We start from the raw sequence: 15,822 nt of genomic DNA, 5'->3' as shown, positions 1-15,822 counted from the left end.
AACCCCGCTTGAAAAATCTCCCTGACAAAAAGAGACCGCCCAACGGGCGGTCTCCCATCTCCGGTCGCCGGACTTCAAACGGATTTCTCCTGACGTCCGGGCGGCGTCACCCGCCCGCAGCGAGATAGGGCGCGAGGTAGGCCGAAAACGCGGAGGGCAGCGGATAGTCCTCCCGCAGCCCCCTGGGATCGATCCACTCGAGCCCCTCCCCCGCCTGCGCCTCCTCGACGGTGACGCGGTAGCCGGTCATGTGCCACTCGATGTGGGTGAAGATGTGCTTGGCCGGGCCGAGCGGCTCCACCCGCAGCGGGGCCAGCCCCAGCGTCCGCGCCGCCTCGACGGCGCCGGCGCCGTCGAGCGCGCCCGGCAGGTTGGGCAGCTCCCACAGCCCCGCCAGCAGCCCCTTCGCCGGGCGGCGGCGCAGCGCGAGCAGCTCGTCCCGCACGAGCAGGAGCACGGTGCGCTCCTCGACGCGGCGCGCCTTCTTCGCGGCCTTGACGGGATAGGCTGTTTCGTTCCCCGCCGCGTGCGCCGCGCAGAGGCCCGCGAGCGGGCAGCGCCCGCAGGCGGGCGGGCCGTTCGGCGCGCAGACGGTCGCGCCCAGTTCCATGAGCGCCTGGTTGAACGCCCCCGCGCGCCCGGCGGGGATGATCCCGCGCACCGTCCGTTCGGCGGCGCGCTTGACCGCGGGGTCCGCGATGTCGCTGTTATCCGCCGTCAGCCGGGAGAGCACCCGCAGCACGTTGCCGTCCACGGCGGGCTCGGGAAGGCCGAACGCGATCGACGCGACCGCCCCGGCCGTATAGGGGCCGACGCCCGGCAGCGTCAGCAGCGCCTCGTGGGAGGCGGGCAGTTCCCCGCCGTACGTTTCCATGATCACCCGCGCGGCCTTCCGGAGGTTGCGGGCGCGGCTGTAGTAGCCGAGTCCCTCCCACAGCTTCAGCAGCTCCCGCTCGTCGACGGCGGCCAGCTCCGCCGGGCCGGGCAGCGCGCCGATAAACCGCGCGAAATACCCCTTGACCGCCTCCACGCGGGTCTGCTGGAGCATGATCTCGGAGATCCACACGCGGTAGGGGGTGACCTCCCGCCGCCAGGGCAGGTCGCGGGCGTTTTCCGCGTACCAGCCGAGCAGCGGTTCTACGATCTCCTCCAGCCTCACGGCAGCTTTCGCATCCGTTCCACCAGCTTGCGGTAGACGGGGTACATCTCCGGTTCGCTGCTGTAGCTTTCGATCTCGCTGATCGGGATCCACTGCACCCCGCTGTTCTCGTCGCTCTTGACGGCCAGCGGCTGGTCCTCCGGCGCGGACAGCAGGTAGGAGACCGACAGGTGCAGGTGGGTGGGGACGTATTTTCCCCGTTTGACATGCCCCGGCACCGTCAGCACGTCCAGCCCCGCAATCTCCCGGGAGAGGGGCGACACCCGCAGGATGCCCGTCTCCTCGCGCGCCTCCCGCAGCGCGACCGCGAGCAGGTCGGGCGCGCCGTCCGCGTGGCCGCCCGTCCACGCCCACGAGCGGTAGATGTTGTGCCACGCCATCAGCGTCTTGTCGCGCGTCTCATTGACGATAAAGCCCGACGAGGTGATGTGCCCCGCGAGGCATTCGCGGGTGAGCACCGTATCGGGAAAATGTTCGATCATCGAGAGAATGAGCGCCTGGTCGGCGGCCTCCTCCTCCCCGCGCGGCCGGTAGGCCGCAATCTCTTCACGGTAGTTCAACTTGCTGTCATTCCTTTCGATAGAGCGGTTCCCCCGCCTTGATGGTCGCCAGCACCCGCAGGTTTTTCAGCTCCTCCGCCGGGACATCCAGCGGATTGCGGTCGAGCACGACCAGATCCGCCCGCTTGCCCGCGCGGATGGTCCCCTTCCGGTCCTCCTCAAAATACTGGTAGGCCGCGTTCGCCGTGACCCCGCGCAGCGCGTCCGTTACGGAGAGCCGCTCCTCCGGGCCGAGCACAACGCCCGCCCTGGTGCGCCGGTTGACCGCGCACCAGACGGTGAAGAGCATATCCGGCTGGATGACCGGCGTGTCCTGGTGGAAGGTGTAGACGACCCCCTCCCGGAGCGCGCTCGCGGCGGGGCTGATCTTTTCGGCGCGGGCCGCGCCGAAATTCTTGAGGTGCACGTCCCCCCAGAACCAGGTGTGCGCCACGAAGAAGGAGGCGATCATGCCGAGCTTCGCCATCTCGGCGAGCTGGTCCTCCCGCACGAGCTGCGCGTGGATCATCACCGGGCGAAGCCCCAGGTCCCCGCCCGCGACCTTTTGGTAAGCGCCGATGAGCTGGCCGCAGGCCGCGTCGCCGTTGCAGTGCACGAGCTGCTGCACCCGTTCGTCCACCGCCTGCCGCACGAAGGCCTCCAGCTGTTCGTCGGTATAGGAGGGGTAGCCCCGGTAGCCGTCCGCCGCGCCCTCATAGGGCTCGCTCATCCACGCGGTGCGTCCCTGCGGCGAGCCGTCGAGGAAAATCTTATATCCGCCGATGCGCAGGTTCCCGCGGTACCGGCCGTACCACTCCGGGTTCTCCCTGAGAAGCCCGGGGCACTGCTTCTGATCGAGGTAGCTCACCACGTCGAGCCGGAGCTTCCCCGCCTCCGACATCCCCTTCAGCAGCTCCCACTCGGCCGGACGGGTCAAGCCGTCCTGCGCCGTCGTGATGCCGTACCGCAGGTAGGCGTCCTGCGCCATCTCCATCTGGCGGAACCGCTCCTCCTCCGAGGGCAGCGGGACCGCGTTGGAACGGGAGATGAACGCCGTCTCCTCGAGATAGCCGTCCGGTTCCCGGGAGCCGTCCACCCTGCCGATCCGCCCGCCGTCCGGATCGGGGGTGTCCGCGGTGATCCCCATCTCCCGGAGCGCCGCCGAATTGACCGCCCCCATATGTCCCGACGCGTGGGAGATCAGCACGGGATTGTCCGGGGCGGCGCGGTCGAGCGCCTTCCGGCCGGGGTGGCGGCGCTCCTTCAGGTCGTTGTGGTCGTAGCCGAACCCGCAGATCCATTCGCCCGGCTTCACCCGGCCCTTTTCCCGGTGGTCCGCGATCCGTTTGACCACCTCCGCGATCTCCCGGCACCCCTCAAGGGATACGAGCCCGAAGGTCTGCGCGAAGGAGGTGATGTGGCTGTGCGGGTCGATGAAGGAGGGTATCAGCGTGCGGCCCCGCAGGTCCGCGCGCTCCGCGCCCGGGAAGGAGGCCAACAGCGCCTCCTTCGTCCCCAGCTCCCGGATGACCCCGTCCTCCACGAGCAGTGCCTCGGCGCGTCCGCCGCCTTCGAGCGTGAGAATGTCCCCGCCGTAATAAACCGTCCGTTTCATACCGCGCCTCCTTTTTGGTTTCCCCACTATTCTACCACAGCGCGGTGGGAAAATCCAATCGAAAAGCCGCCCGGCGTCAGCCGGGCGGCCCGTCCGCTTTGGGTTATTGGAGCTGCGCCTTTCCACCCACGGCGGCCGCGCATTTCCGGATCCGGGCGTACGCCTCCCCGTCCGAGTAGTAGTTCTTTCCGCCGAGCGAGAGCAGCGTCAGCGGCTGCGGGTCCTGCCCGTCGCGCAGGCGGTCCGTGTTGGGATCGAGGTAGAGCTTCACCTCCGAGCCGTCCGCATAGGAGAGGGTAAGGCTCGCGCCGTCCGTCTCGGCCGCGCCGCCCAGCCGCCAGTCGGCGGGCACCGGGCGGAACCGCCCCAGCTCGCTCATCACGTAGGTGACGGGCGAGACCTCCTCATACCGGCCGCGCCGGGTCAGCGTCGCGGCGGTCATCTGCTTGCCGTTGCCGATCATGATGCCGATCTCCATCGGTTTTTCAAGCGCCAGCCGGTCGGCGGGCTCGGTGACCGTGAAGGGCGCGGACACCCGCAGGCTGCGGTTGCCGCAGCGCAGGAGCTTGACGACGCGGTAACGCGCCGGAACGAGCGTCTCCCCCACCTGGGAGAGGTCCACCTCGCAGGAGGCTTCGCTCCCGGCGGGCAGAACGCCCGCCCAGTCGTCGAACGTCCCGTCGAAGGGGACCGCGGTCCATTTGTCCTTCAGGTACGCCTCGAGCGCGAACACCGCGTCGAAGCTCGCCTCGTCCCCTGTGTTGTTCCGGATCAAAACAGAGAGCTTCTCGGTCCCTTCAGGGCAGCTCTCCTCCTCCGCCGCCATCTCGATGGGGACGAACCGCGCCACCGTCAGCTTTCCTCCCGACGCGCCGGACAGGCGCAGGTAGGCGGTGCTGCCGCCCGAATCGACGCTGTGCTCCCACTCGATGGCCGCCGAGGCATAGACCCGCTCGGTGATCCCGCGCAGGTCGTCCGCAAGGCTCCCGTCGCGTGTGCGGTCGACCGTGCAGAGGATTTCCTTTCCGTCGTAGGCGAGGTCGTAGACGATCGGCCCGCCCGCTTCCCCGTAGGAAGCGACGCGCACCGAGGCCGGCGTCCTGCTCTCCACCCCCGAAAGGAAGGTGTCGAGCTTTTCGCGGTTGCCCAGCGCGGATGCGCCTTCACGCGAGACGACGTCCCCGTTGGCGAGCGCCGTCTCGGCCGGATACTCCTCCGGCAGGTCGGAGAGCGCCATGCGGGTGCTGTCCGAAGCGAGGCCGAACTCAAAGGCATAGGAAGCGCTCCCCTGCTCCCACTCGGCCGCGACCTCATAGATATAGGACCCCGTGCCGGGGACCTCGATCCTCAGGTCACGCAGCGTCTGCGTCTGGGGCTCCGCGCCAAAATTCCCGCGGTCGGAGAGGTCCCAGCGGCTGACGGTGACCCGGTCGGGACGCAGGCCGAAGGACAGGTCGATCCGCCCGACGCTCACGCGCCGCAGCAGGATCGGCATCCGGTAGCCCTCGTCGAGCGGGTGCGGCGCGTCCGCAATCTCCTTCGAGCCGTCCCCATAGTCCCACTCATAACCGCCGGTCGCCGCCGTGGCGCGCTCCGCGCCGTAGGCCAGCGTCAGCTCCGGGAGCTCCTGCCGCGCGGGCGACGATTTGAGCAGCGCCGACGCGGGCAGTCCCGCGGATACAAGCAGGAGCAGCGCAAGCGCTGCTCCTGAAAATTTCCGTAAAAGCTTCATCCTGTTGTCCTCCCCCGGCAAAACGCCGCTCTCTGATGTGGGAAGCCTATTTCGTCTCGTCGTAGCGGATCAGCTCCACCCGGTCGCCGGTATAGTCGTCGATGCCGTAGACGACCGTGACGCCGTCCTGTGTCTCCCTGACCAGCTTCGCGTAGGTGTAGCCGCTGTAGGTGTTCTTTTCCTGGCCCTCGGTACGGGTGTTGTCCTCGTCGCAGTGGACGCGGAAGCCGTCAAAATAGAGGTCGCGGATGATCGGGCCGCCCCGGTCGAAATCCGTCACACGGATGATGAGCTGCGTCCACTGCGCGGGGCTGGCCTGCTGCGCGTTCAAGAGCGCCTCGAGCGCCTGCACGTTTTCGATCCCGCCGCCGCTGATCACCACGTCCCCGTTCTCCGCAGCCTCCTCGGGCGTGTAGGGGTCGGGAAGCAGCCCCTGGTCGACCGGCAGGTGGGGCGGATGGGGCGCGTCGGGCGGGTAGAGCCGGATCGACGCGGCGATCCGTACCGCCTCGTCGAGGGTCATATCGTTGGTGAGCACCATATAGGAATACTGGTTGTCGTTCCACAGCACAAACTGGCTGCCGCGGTTATCCATTTTATAGGCGGTCTCGCCGCCCAGGTCGAATTCCTCGAGCTGGGAGCCCTCGGTGTTGATCGCCATCGTCCCGCTGCCGAGGATCGACTGCTGGAAGGAGATCATATCCCCCTCCGCGTTGGTGTAGGTCGACCAGTTGATGCTGTCGGCGAGCATCTGCTCGGTGAGGCGGAATCCGTCCGGCAGGTAGGCGGGCTGGTACTCGGCGAGGGTGAACTCCGCCACGCCGGCGGCGCCGTCGACCGGCTCGTAGGTGATGCTCGAGTACTCGGGGAACTTCTCCTCCACCATCTTGAAGAGGCCCTGCTTCCACGCGTCGACGCTCAGGACGCAGGCGGAAAAGCCGACCACGGCCGCCACCACGATCACCGCGGCGCGGCGCGCAAACGCGGTCATCCGCCGCTGCCACGGGCTGCGTTTCTCCGCCCGGATCATCCGCCGCATCCGTTCCTCAAATTCTCCGGAGAACACATGATCGAGCTTTGCGTCGTCCGGAAGCCGCGCGAGCATTCGTTCGCGCGCCTCGCCGAAAGCCTTTTCCAGCAGGTCGTCATGAAGCTCTGTCATATGTTCACCTCCTCCGTCAGGAGCTCCTGCTCCAATTTCTTTTTTGCGCGCTGAAGCCGCTTTTTGACGTTTTCCTCGCTCAGGTTCAGCATCGAGGCGATTTCACCCGTCGAAAAGCCGTTGTCGTATTTCAGCATCAGCACGCTTCTGTAACCCTCCGGCAGCCGGTCGATCAGGTCCATCAGGTGCATGTAGCCCTCGCGCGACTCCACCTCGTCCACCGGGACCGCGGCGGTATCCGCCGTCCAGTTTTCGAGCTCGTCGAACGAGACCACCGCCTTTTTCTTGCGGCTGTTATAGAGGTTGATCGAAATGTTCCTTACAATTATAACCACAAAGCTTTTGGTTTGGGGACACTCCACCTCGCCAATATTTTGCATGTGGTCGAGGATGCGCAGGAAAGCCTGGTGCACCGCGTCCTCGGCGAGCTGCGGGTCGCGCAGGATGCTGTTCGCCGTATAGAACATCACCTGGCGGTAGGTCAGGTAGACCTGTTCAAACTTCGTCCGCTCCCGCTCGCTGTCGAGCGCGGCCAGATACACCAGCATTCCTTCACCGCCCTTTCCTCCCGTGGATTATACCGAAAAAAGTATACCATACCTTTCCCCCGAACAAAAGGCCCTCCGCCGAATTTCCGGGCGGCCCCGCCGCGTTCAGTGCTCCCGGATGTACTTCTTCAGCTCGGAAAGCGGAATCGCGGGGCTGAAGAGGTACCCCTGGTAATATCTGCACCCGAGCGCGCCGAGCGCCTCAAGCTGCGCGGGCGTCTCCACATACTCCGCCACCACGCGGAAGCCGAGCGATTCGGACAGCCGCACGATTGTGGAAATGATCTCCCCGGTGCGGGGATTGTCCGTCATTTCCCGCACGAGCGAGCCGTCGAGCTTGACCATGTCGAACTGGCTGTCCTGCAGGTAGAGCATCGAATTGTGCCCCATGCCGAAATCGTCCATGATGATCCGCGCGCCCGTCTCCCGCAGCGCCGCGAGCCGTTCGGTCATCTGCGGCGCGCCGGACAGCGCGTCCTGTTCGGTCAGCTCCACGCCGAGCCTCCCCGGCGGGATGTGGTAGCGTTCGATCGCCTTTTTCACGAGCTCCGGCGCGCCGGGCGCGGTCAGCTGCCCGGCGGTCAGGTTGCAGGAGATCTCCAGCTCCCGGCAGCTCCATTCGCTGAGCGCCGCCAGGTCGCGGCAGGCCGTGTCCACGACGAACGCGGCCAGCTCGTCCGCGAAGCCGCCCTCCGCCGCCAGCGCGACCGCGAGCGGCGGGTAGACGAACCCGCCCGGCCCATGCTCCCAGCGCAGCAGCGCCTCCGCGCCCCACACGCGCCCCCGCGCGTCGGTCTGGGGCTGGTAGTGAAGCCGCACGCCCCCGCTGCGCAGCGCGTAGCGCAGATCCTCCGCCAGCAGCTTCGCCATCGAGCCGAGCTGGCCGCCGCGCGCCAGCAGCGCCGGGCGTTCGCCCGCCGCCTCGCAGGCCCGGACCTCCCCGGCCAGCCGCTCCATCTGCTTTTCCAGCGACCGCAGCTGGCGGGCCTGCGCGAGGCGCACAAAGGGCAGGTAGATGCCCACGCCGACCGCGAGGTTCACCAGCTGGAGCAGGCTCCCCGCGACCGACCCGGTCGCGGCGTAGCCGCTCAAAAAGATCGGGGTCGTCCATTCGACCGTGTGGATCGCGACGGGCACCAGCCCCGCCAGCGTCGCCAGATAGCTGATGACCGTCAGCACGAGCGGCGTGCAGAGGAAGGGCACCAGGTAGATGGGGTTGAGCACGATGGGGACGCCGAACATTATCAGCTCGTTGATGTTGAAGAGCACCGGCACAAGCGCCATCTTGGAGAGCCCGCGGACGTTTTTGCGCCTGTCGCACAGGAAGATGGCGACGACCAGGCAGAGCAGCGTCCCGCAGCCGCCGAAGAGCACGAAGGTGTCGAAAAAGGTCTTGGTGGCGATCTCGGTGGGGGCCTGCCCGGCTGCAAGCCGGGCAAGGTTCACGTCCATGCCCGCGCGGAAGACCTCGTGCGCAACCCCGTCGAGCACGTTGCTCCCGTGGATGCCGAAGAACCACATCAGATGCATCAGCAGGATGAAGAGCAGCCCGCTGCCCAGCCCCCGCCCCATCCGCAGGAAGAGCCCCTCGAACCAGCCGGAAAACGCCACCGAGTAATCGGCGCCCCCCAGCACGCGGGTGAGCAGGACGCCCAGCAGGGCGAAAAGGCCGATCACCAGGCAGGCGGGCACGATCGCGGAGATCGACCGCTGGAAGGCGGAGTCCGAGCCGTCGGTGTAGGAGCGCATCCGGATGGAGAACCGCTCGGACAGCAGGGTGAAAAGCGCGCAGCTGGCGATCGTCACCACGATCGCGCCGAACAGCCGCGAGCTCTCAAAGGCCGCGAAGGCAAAGCCCTCCGGCCCGTAGGTGAACGCGAGGTAGGCGCAGAGGCTGACGAAGGGGAGGGTCCCCCGGTGTCCGGCGGGCGTCTCCTCCTCGTAGCTGTAGCTGATCGTCAGCAGCATGATCAGCGAGATGACGCCGAGCGTCGCGTCGCGCACCACCGTCAGCAGCAGCCGGAGAGACCCGCTCCACAGCCCGTCGAGCAGCGTCTGCCAGCCGCCAACCGGGAGGCTCAGAAGCAGCAGCGCAAAGGAGCCCACCAGGATTTCCGGAATGGCGAGCACCATTCCCCGGCGGACCGACGTGAGTATTCGATTGTCCTCGATGCCCCCGTAGAGGCGTTCCAGGACGCTGGGCGACGATTTCACCGCGTTCACCGTCCGATCTCCAACGCCGCCGCTCCGGCGCGCGTCGGCCATTTAATCTGTGTGTCCGGGGGCGCCGTCCCCGGGTCCCCCGTGGTAAAAGACGACCCTTTCCCTTGAGGTTTTCGCCTCGTAGAGCGCCATATCCGCCTTTTTGAACAGCGCGTCAAAATCGGGCGTGTCCGGGGATAAAACGCGGCGCCGGCGCTGCACGAGCAGACGACGCCGTCCAGCTCGAAAACGCAGATCTTCTCAGCCTCCAGGATGATCCGCAGCCGCTGCCTGTACTGTTCCAATTCATCCACGCCGATACCGGTGCCTCCGTTTCATCTGATGGCTTCTTCCATGAAACACGGGTCAGGTCTCCGCTTTTACCAGCAGCACCACCGCCTCCACGTGCGCGGTGCGCGGGAACATGTCGACCGGCCGGCAGCGGACCGTCTCATACCCGAGGCGGGCGAACACGGCGCAGTCGCGGGCCATCGTGGCGCTGTTGCAGGAGACCATGACGACCCGCCCGGGAGCCATCCGCGCGACCGATTCGAGCACCGCCTCCTCGCAGCCCTTGCGCGGCGGGTCGAGGATGACCACGCCGGGGCGGATCCCCTCCCGCGAAAGGCGCGCGGCGGCTTCCGCCGCGTCGGCGCAGAAGAAGCGCGCGTTGGAAATGCCCGCGCGGCGCGCGTTGGCGACCGCGTTTTCCACCGCCTGCGGCACGACCTCGACGCCGATCACCTCTTTGCAGCGGCCCGCCAGCGAGAGCCCGATCGTGCCCGCGCCGCAGTAGAGGTCGATCACCGTCTCCTCCCCGGTGAGCGCGGCGAAATCGGCGGCCACGCCGTAAAGCCGTTCGGCGCCGGGGCTGTTCACCTGGTAGAAGGACTGGGGGGAGAGGTCGAACTCCACCCCGCAGAGCACGTCGCTGATCTGTCCCTTCCCATAGAGGACGCGGGTCTCCCGCCCGAGGATGACGTTGGTCGGGCGGTCGTTGACGTTGAGGACGATCGATACGATCCGCGGGTCGCAGGCGCGCAGGCGCTCGACCAGCTCCCGCTCGTGCGGGAGGCGGTCGCCGTTGACGACGAGGCAGACCATCGTCTCGCCCGAACGCTGCCCGGCGCGCAGGTAGACGTGGCGCAGCAGCCCGCCGCCCGCGGCCTCGTCATAGACGGGGACGCGGCAGTCCCGCAGGTAGCCGAGCACCGTCTCCAGAATCCGCGCGAAGCCGGGCGGCTGGAGGCGGCAGTCGTGGCAGTCGATCACCTCATGGGTGCGCGGCGCGAAAAAGCCCGCCGCAAGCTTCCCCTTCTGCATCCGGACGGGGTACTGCGCCTTGTTGCGGTAGCCCTCCGTCCGGGGCGACGGCAGGATCGGCTCCACTTCCAGCTCGATCCCGCCGATGCGGCGCAGGTTCTGCTGGACGAAGGCCTGCTTGTAGCGCAGCTCCGCCTCGTAGGAGACGTGCCGGAAGACGCAGCCGCCGCACCGGCGGCTCACCGGGCAGTCGGGGAGGACGCGGTCGGGCGAGGGGGTCAAAACCTGCTCGATCTTCCCGAAGCAGTGGGTCTTGTTGACCTTGACCAGCCGCACCAGCAGCCGGTCCCCCACCGCCGAGGCGGGCACGAAAACCGCCATGCCGTCCAAATGCCCGACGCCGCTGCCTTCATGGGTCATATCGGTGACGTCGAGCGTCACCAGGTCGTTCTTCCGCGGCATCCGCCCACCCCTTTGCATTTCGGACAATCTATGCTATACTCATCCTGTATTTTCCGTTGCATTCGCCGGCTCTCCGGATATTGTATCACAGTTTTTGGGCGGGTACAACCGGATTCTCCCGCGCCGATTGTGTTGCCCCGGTGAAGCCGCGTTGACGGCAGTGTGAATTTGTTGCAGTAAATCGCGGAAAAAGCCGCACCTATTGATCGGTATGCCGGAAGGGGGTGGCACTTTGGAAACCGCCGCGCAGGCCAAAAACGGCCCGAAACCCATGATCAGCGTGCGCCATCTGCGCAAGGTCTACCGCATCGGCGATGAAAAAGTCGTCGCCCTCGCGGACATCAACCTGGAAATTTTAAAGGGGCAGGTCGTCTGCATCGTCGGGACCTCCGGTTCCGGTAAATCCACCCTGCTCAACCAGCTCGCGGGGCTTGAAAAGCCTACCCGCGGCTCGGTATATATTGGAAAGACCAACATTTCCCGCCTGTCGGAAAACCAGCTCGCGATCTTCCGGCAGCGGTTTTTGGGCTTTGTCTTCCAGTCCTATAACCTCCTGCCAACCATGACCGCGCTCGAAAACGTCTCCCTGCCGATGATCTTCAAGGGGGTCTCCAAATCGAAGCGCAACAAGGCGTCGATGGCGATGCTCGCCGCGGTGGGGCTCAAAAAGCGCGCCCACCACAAGCCCACCCAGATGTCGGGCGGCCAGCAGCAGCGCGTGGGCATCGCGCGCGCGTTCGTCTCGCGGCCGAAGGTGGTTTTCGCGGACGAGCCGACCGGCAACCTCGACACCCGGACGACCATCGACGTCATGCGCATGATGGTCCGGTTCGCTCGCCGGTACCAGCAGACGCTCATCATCGTTACCCACGACCCCGAGATCGCCGACTACGCCGACCGGGTCATCACCCTGATCGACGGCGCGATCACCTCGGACGTCACCCATACGCCGATCTACGACGGGACCACCGACGCGGATTCCCTGCCGCCCGAATCGGTGCTTCCCGAGGAGCCAAAGCTCCCGGAAGGGCCCATCCCGGCCGAGGAGGAGCTCCCCCTGCCGCCCGACGACGAGCCGCTGATCCTTCCGGACGACGGGGACGCGCCCTGTGCTCCGCCGCCCGCCCCGGCGGCCGCTGAAGAAGAAAAAGGAGAACTGCCGATATGAACCATCTTTCCAGCCGCGTGATCTCCCTCGTGCTCGCCGTGATCTTCCTCTTTTCGGCGGCGGGCATCTCCTTTGCCACGCTTTTCCGGGGCACGACCGTCTACGCAGAGGAGGGCGATACCGCCGGCACCACCACGCAGGTGGAATCCCAGGCGCCGAAGGAGGAACCCGACGCGGTGCTGAACGTGACGCCCCGTGACGGCGATGGAAGCAACAGCGACGACAAGACCGACCCCACATCGGATGCTTACAACATCCAGGGCGTGCAGTTTCTCAGGGACGGCAAGCGCCTGACCCAGCTCACCAACGGTGACCATGCCAAGATGGTCATTACCGTGGTCGACACCCGTTTCACCCACGATCAGTATGACGCGTTGGTCGCCGGAAAGGACCCCTATGACTTCTTCGCCTTTTCGATCAACACGGACGTCTTTCGCATCAACAATCTGCCGGGCGACCACCCTGATTTCTTTGTGGGTTCCAGCTCGAACGAGAAGGGCGTCTACTATACCATTACCTATCCAGATATTACATACACTGGCGAGAGCAAGACCCTGCGCCTCTCCGTCTCCTACCCGCCCGAATGGGGCATCGGCATGACCGATTTCAGCAAGGAGCTCAACGAGCTCAAGGTGAAATCCCCCTCGAGCGAGCGGGAACACAACAAGAACGACGACGATGACGACGACTCCTCCAGCCGCCCGGATATCGCGCCGCCCACTCCGACGCTGATCGTGTCGGAGTTCGACTACGGCGGCGCGAGCGTGGCCGCGGCCAGCGACTTCTCCCTCAAACTGCGTTTTACCAACACGAGCAAAAAGCTCCCGATCGACAACATCGTCATCAAGATCACGGTGCCCGAGGCGTTCACCCTCAAGGGCTCCTCCAACACCATCTACCTTGAAAAGATGTCGCGCGAGTCGTCGATCGAGCGCACGATCGCGCTGTCGGTCAAGCCGGGCGCGGAACCGATCTCTCACGCGATCAAGCTCGACTTTGCCTATGAGGCGGTCATCGACGAGGCGCGCAAGCAGCTGACCTCCGAGCAGGAGATCAGCATCCCCGTCACCCAGCTCGACCGCTTCACCCTCAACCCCGTCGAGGTCCCCTCCGAACTCTATGTCGGGGACGACACGAGCATCGAGGTCTCCTTTGTCAACAAGGGGAAATCCCCCATCTACAACGTCTCCGCCGAAATCGCCGGCAACATCGCCCAGCCCGGCCAGCGCCAGTTCATCGGCAACATCGAGGCCGGCAAGGAGGATTCCGCCGATTTCCAGCTCGGCGCCCTGGAGGGCGGCGAGGTCAAGGGCGAGATCATCATCACCTACGAGGACGCGAACATGCACGTCACCGAGATCCGCGAGCCCTTCACGACGACCGCGATCTCCTTCTCGATGCCCTCCGACGACGGCATGGACGCGATGAACCCGATGGACGAGGTCCCCGAGGAGACGCCCTGGTACCAGACGATTCCCGTCTGGGGCTGGATGGTCGGCGGCGTGGTGCTCATGATCTTCGCGGCCTTCCTGATCAGGCTCATGCTCGCGCGCCGTAAGGAGGACGAGGCCTTCCTGGAGGACGACGATGAAGATATCTGATATGATTTCCATGTGCTTTGGAAATCTCTTCCGCCGAAAGATGCGTTCCATCCTCACCGTGGTCGGCGTGGTGGTCGGCACCTGCGCGATCGTCGTCATGATCTCCCTCGGCCTCGGCATGAACCTCCAACTCGAAAACACCCTCGCGCAGATGGGCAGCCGCCTCACCACCATCAGCGTCTACAACTACCGCTACAGCGGGATGGGCGAGGGCGACGCCGCCGTCATGGACGACAAGGCGGTCGAGCAGATGCAGAACCTCCCCGGCGTCGAGGTCGCGACCCCCATCTATTCCCCCGGCCTCCAGGCGCGCATCTATGCGGGCAAGGACGACCGCTACCAGATGGAGCTGTGGGACATCACCGGCATGTATGCCAAAGCCATGCCCAAAATGGGCTACACGCTGCTCGAGGGGGAATATCCCACGGGGCCGCAGACCGAAAAGAAAAAGCCGATCTATGTGGTGGTCGGCGAATACACCGGCTACAGCTTCCAGGACAACAAGAAAAAGTTTGACAACTACCGCTGGCCCGAGACGGACGAGAACGGCGAGCTCAAGCAGAAGCCGTTCGTCGACATCATGAACGACGAGCTCATCCTGCGCAGCAACAAGCAGGACGAGGACGATCCCGACAGCACCCAGTTCTCCCGCGAGATCAAGCCGGTCGGGCGGGTCAAGCAGGACTACGACAAGGGTTGGGAGACCTCGCAGGGCATCATCATGGACATCGAGGACATCAAGTGGCTCGAGGCGGAATACAACCGCGTCAACAAGATCAAGACCAGCACCCGCAACAACAAGGGCTACAGCAACGTCACCGTCAAGGTCGCCACGATGGAGGACGTCGAGCCGGTTCAGGAGGCCATCAAGGCGATGGGCTTCGAGACGAACTCGGCCGAGGACGTGCGCAAGCCGATGCAGGAGCAGGCCCGCCAGCAGCAGATGTTCCTGGGCGGACTGGGCGGCATCTCCCTGCTCGTCGCGGCTATCGGCATCACCAACACGATGATCATGTCGATCTATGAGCGGACCCGCGAAATCGGCGTCATGAAGGTGCTCGGCTGCAAGGTCAAGAACATCCGCTCCGTCTTCCTGATGGAAGCCGGGGTCATCGGCTTTGTCGGCGGCATCATCGGCGTCATCCTCAGCTATTTCATCTCCTTTTTGATGAACTACTTCAACTTCTCCTTCGGCGGGGACAACAGCGGCATGTCGATGCGCTATATGGGCTACTACGGGGGCGGCGGCGAGCAGGCCGCCGCGCAGGTCTCCCTCATCCCGCCGTGGCTCGTCGTGGCGGCGATCCTCTTCGCCACCCTCATCGGCCTGATCTCCGGCATCCTGCCCGCCAACCGCGCGATGAAGATTTCCGCCCTCGAGGCGATCAAGCATGAGTAAACCGAAAAAGCGCCGCCGCGCGCTCCCGCTTTTCCTCTTCCTGCTGGCCGCGGCGGTCCTGCTGGCCGCCCGCACACAGGCTGAGAAACAGCAGTACATCGACGCGCGCCCCGACACGCCCCTGATGGCCTCCCTGCGCGCACAAAGCCCCAACCACAGCCTTGACCTCGACGAACTGGTCGCCTCTCCCCTGCCCGCCGAACAGGACGCGGGCCCCATCCTCTATAACGCGACCTTCTATCCCGACGCGCGCACCGTCGTCTGTACGGTCAGCGTCCCCGGGGGCGGAGAGACGGCGCCCTACCTCGTCCGGTACGACCGCAGGCCGATTCCCGGCCGGTACGACCCCGGCGAGGACCGCTACGGGGTGCGCAGGCTCTATTTCGAGGAGGTCTCCGTGCCCCGGTTCGGATGGCTCGACCTTGTGGACGCCGGCTCGCTGAACGGGATGGAGTATAACCCCTATGCCGATCCCCCGCCCGGCCGGGTGCGGTTCCTGCTCGACGAGGAGTATGCTTTCCCCCGTTAGCTTTGCGCCCCGGCGGGCCTCTTCTCTTAGGTCTTCCGCCCAGCGGGCGCAGGGCCTGCCGATAGTCGACCGGCGGCGAGTTCCTTTCTTGTTCGCCCAAGATAGGAAGCGAAGAAGGCCAGTTTCGATAAATCAATCATCAAAAAATGCGGACCGCTTCGCGGTCCGCATTTTATTATTCCTTTGGCACCCGGTAAGGAGCAACCCACTCATAGGGAATTTTCTTTTTGATCAGGAAGTCTTCCACTGCCTCGTCTATGATCTTCGACATCGGCACCAACGACTCTTCGCTATAACCCTTGATCGCCTTATACAGGCCCTTATCAACGGTCGTCGATAACCGATCTCTATTTTTGAGGTCTCCGCTTACTTTGATTGTCGCCATTGCTATCAAAACCTTATCTGTTTAATAAGGTTATTATACAGCATAAACTTATTGACAT

The 15,822-nt window shown here is 65.2% G+C and carries 13 protein-coding genes; 4 read left to right on the top strand and 9 right to left on the bottom strand.

Going from position 1 to position 15,822, the window contains the following annotated elements:
• Positions 1 to 106: 106 nt before the first annotated feature.
• The 8 genes from mutY to rlmD form a co-directional block, all read right to left on the bottom strand.
• Positions 107 to 1,159 carry an A/G-specific adenine glycosylase gene (mutY, locus tag C1A13_RS05815; protein ID WP_242970818.1) on the bottom strand — a complete coding sequence of 351 codons (1,053 nt, stop codon included), beginning with the start codon at positions 1,157 to 1,159 and terminating at the stop codon, positions 107 to 109.
• The gene (locus C1A13_RS05810; protein WP_101550008.1) at positions 1,156 to 1,719 is read right to left on the bottom strand and encodes an NUDIX hydrolase; all 564 of its coding nucleotides are present in this window, start codon (positions 1,717 to 1,719) and stop codon (positions 1,156 to 1,158) included. Before C1A13_RS05810 ends, mutY begins: the two co-directional genes overlap by 4 nt.
• A 7-nt stretch (positions 1,720 to 1,726) precedes the next feature.
• A complete protein-coding gene (locus tag C1A13_RS05805) occupies positions 1,727 to 3,313 on the bottom strand; it encodes an amidohydrolase (RefSeq protein WP_101550006.1) in 1,587 nt (528 codons plus the stop codon).
• Positions 3,314 to 3,416: 103 nt separating this feature from the next.
• The gene (locus C1A13_RS05800) at positions 3,417 to 5,045 is read right to left on the bottom strand and encodes an immunoglobulin-like domain-containing protein (RefSeq protein ID WP_101550004.1); all 1,629 of its coding nucleotides are present in this window, start codon (positions 5,043 to 5,045) and stop codon (positions 3,417 to 3,419) included.
• Between the two features lie 46 nt (positions 5,046 to 5,091).
• The gene (locus C1A13_RS05795) at positions 5,092 to 6,207 is read right to left on the bottom strand and encodes a DUF4367 domain-containing protein (RefSeq protein ID WP_101550002.1); all 1,116 of its coding nucleotides are present in this window, start codon (positions 6,205 to 6,207) and stop codon (positions 5,092 to 5,094) included.
• Positions 6,204 to 6,755 (bottom strand): RNA polymerase sigma factor, encoded by a 552-nt coding sequence (locus C1A13_RS05790; RefSeq protein ID WP_101550000.1) that lies wholly within the window; start codon positions 6,753 to 6,755, stop codon positions 6,204 to 6,206. The genes C1A13_RS05795 and C1A13_RS05790 overlap by 4 nt, the downstream gene beginning before the upstream one ends.
• 105 nt (positions 6,756 to 6,860) lie before the next feature.
• Positions 6,861 to 8,978, bottom strand: a complete 2,118-nt coding sequence (locus C1A13_RS05785; protein ID WP_242970817.1) for a PTS sugar transporter subunit IIC/EAL domain-containing protein — start codon at positions 8,976 to 8,978, stop codon at positions 6,861 to 6,863.
• A 345-nt stretch (positions 8,979 to 9,323) separates the two neighbouring features.
• Positions 9,324 to 10,682: a 23S rRNA (uracil(1939)-C(5))-methyltransferase RlmD gene (rlmD, locus tag C1A13_RS05780; protein WP_101549997.1), complete on the bottom strand. Its 1,359-nt coding sequence runs from the start codon at positions 10,680 to 10,682 to the stop codon at positions 9,324 to 9,326.
• A 232-nt stretch (positions 10,683 to 10,914) separates the two neighbouring features.
• On the opposite strand from rlmD, the gene C1A13_RS05775 reads away from it, so the two are divergent.
• Genes C1A13_RS05775 through C1A13_RS05760 form a run of 4 tightly spaced genes read left to right on the top strand, consistent with a single transcriptional unit; the run spans position 10,915 to position 15,379 of the window.
• Positions 10,915 to 11,850, top strand: a complete 936-nt coding sequence (locus C1A13_RS05775; protein WP_367379705.1) for an ABC transporter ATP-binding protein — start codon at positions 10,915 to 10,917, stop codon at positions 11,848 to 11,850.
• Positions 11,847 to 13,451: a hypothetical protein gene (locus C1A13_RS05770; protein WP_101549994.1), complete on the top strand. Its 1,605-nt coding sequence runs from the start codon at positions 11,847 to 11,849 to the stop codon at positions 13,449 to 13,451. The genes C1A13_RS05775 and C1A13_RS05770 overlap by 4 nt, the downstream gene beginning before the upstream one ends.
• Positions 13,438 to 14,850 carry an ABC transporter permease gene (locus C1A13_RS05765; RefSeq protein ID WP_101549991.1) on the top strand — a complete coding sequence of 471 codons (1,413 nt, stop codon included), beginning with the start codon at positions 13,438 to 13,440 and terminating at the stop codon, positions 14,848 to 14,850. Before C1A13_RS05770 ends, C1A13_RS05765 begins: the two co-directional genes overlap by 14 nt.
• On the top strand, positions 14,843 to 15,379 hold the full coding sequence (locus C1A13_RS05760) for a hypothetical protein (RefSeq protein ID WP_101549989.1): 537 nt from the start codon (positions 14,843 to 14,845) through the stop codon (positions 15,377 to 15,379). Before C1A13_RS05765 ends, C1A13_RS05760 begins: the two co-directional genes overlap by 8 nt.
• A gap of 175 nt (positions 15,380 to 15,554) precedes the next feature.
• On the opposite strand, the gene C1A13_RS05755 is transcribed toward C1A13_RS05760, so the two are convergent.
• Complete coding sequence (locus tag C1A13_RS05755) at positions 15,555 to 15,764, bottom strand: ribbon-helix-helix domain-containing protein (RefSeq protein ID WP_101549987.1); 210 nt, start codon at positions 15,762 to 15,764, stop codon at positions 15,555 to 15,557.
• Positions 15,765 to 15,822 lie beyond the last annotated feature (58 nt).

Origin of the sequence: Anaerotruncus massiliensis (ex Togo et al. 2026) (assembly GCF_900199635.1) — a bacterium.
Classification (GTDB): domain Bacteria; phylum Bacillota; class Clostridia; order Oscillospirales; family Ruminococcaceae; genus Anaerotruncus; species Anaerotruncus massiliensis.
Note: the sequence above shows the minus strand (reverse complement) of the source record. Positions and strands in the feature narration are given on the sequence as shown.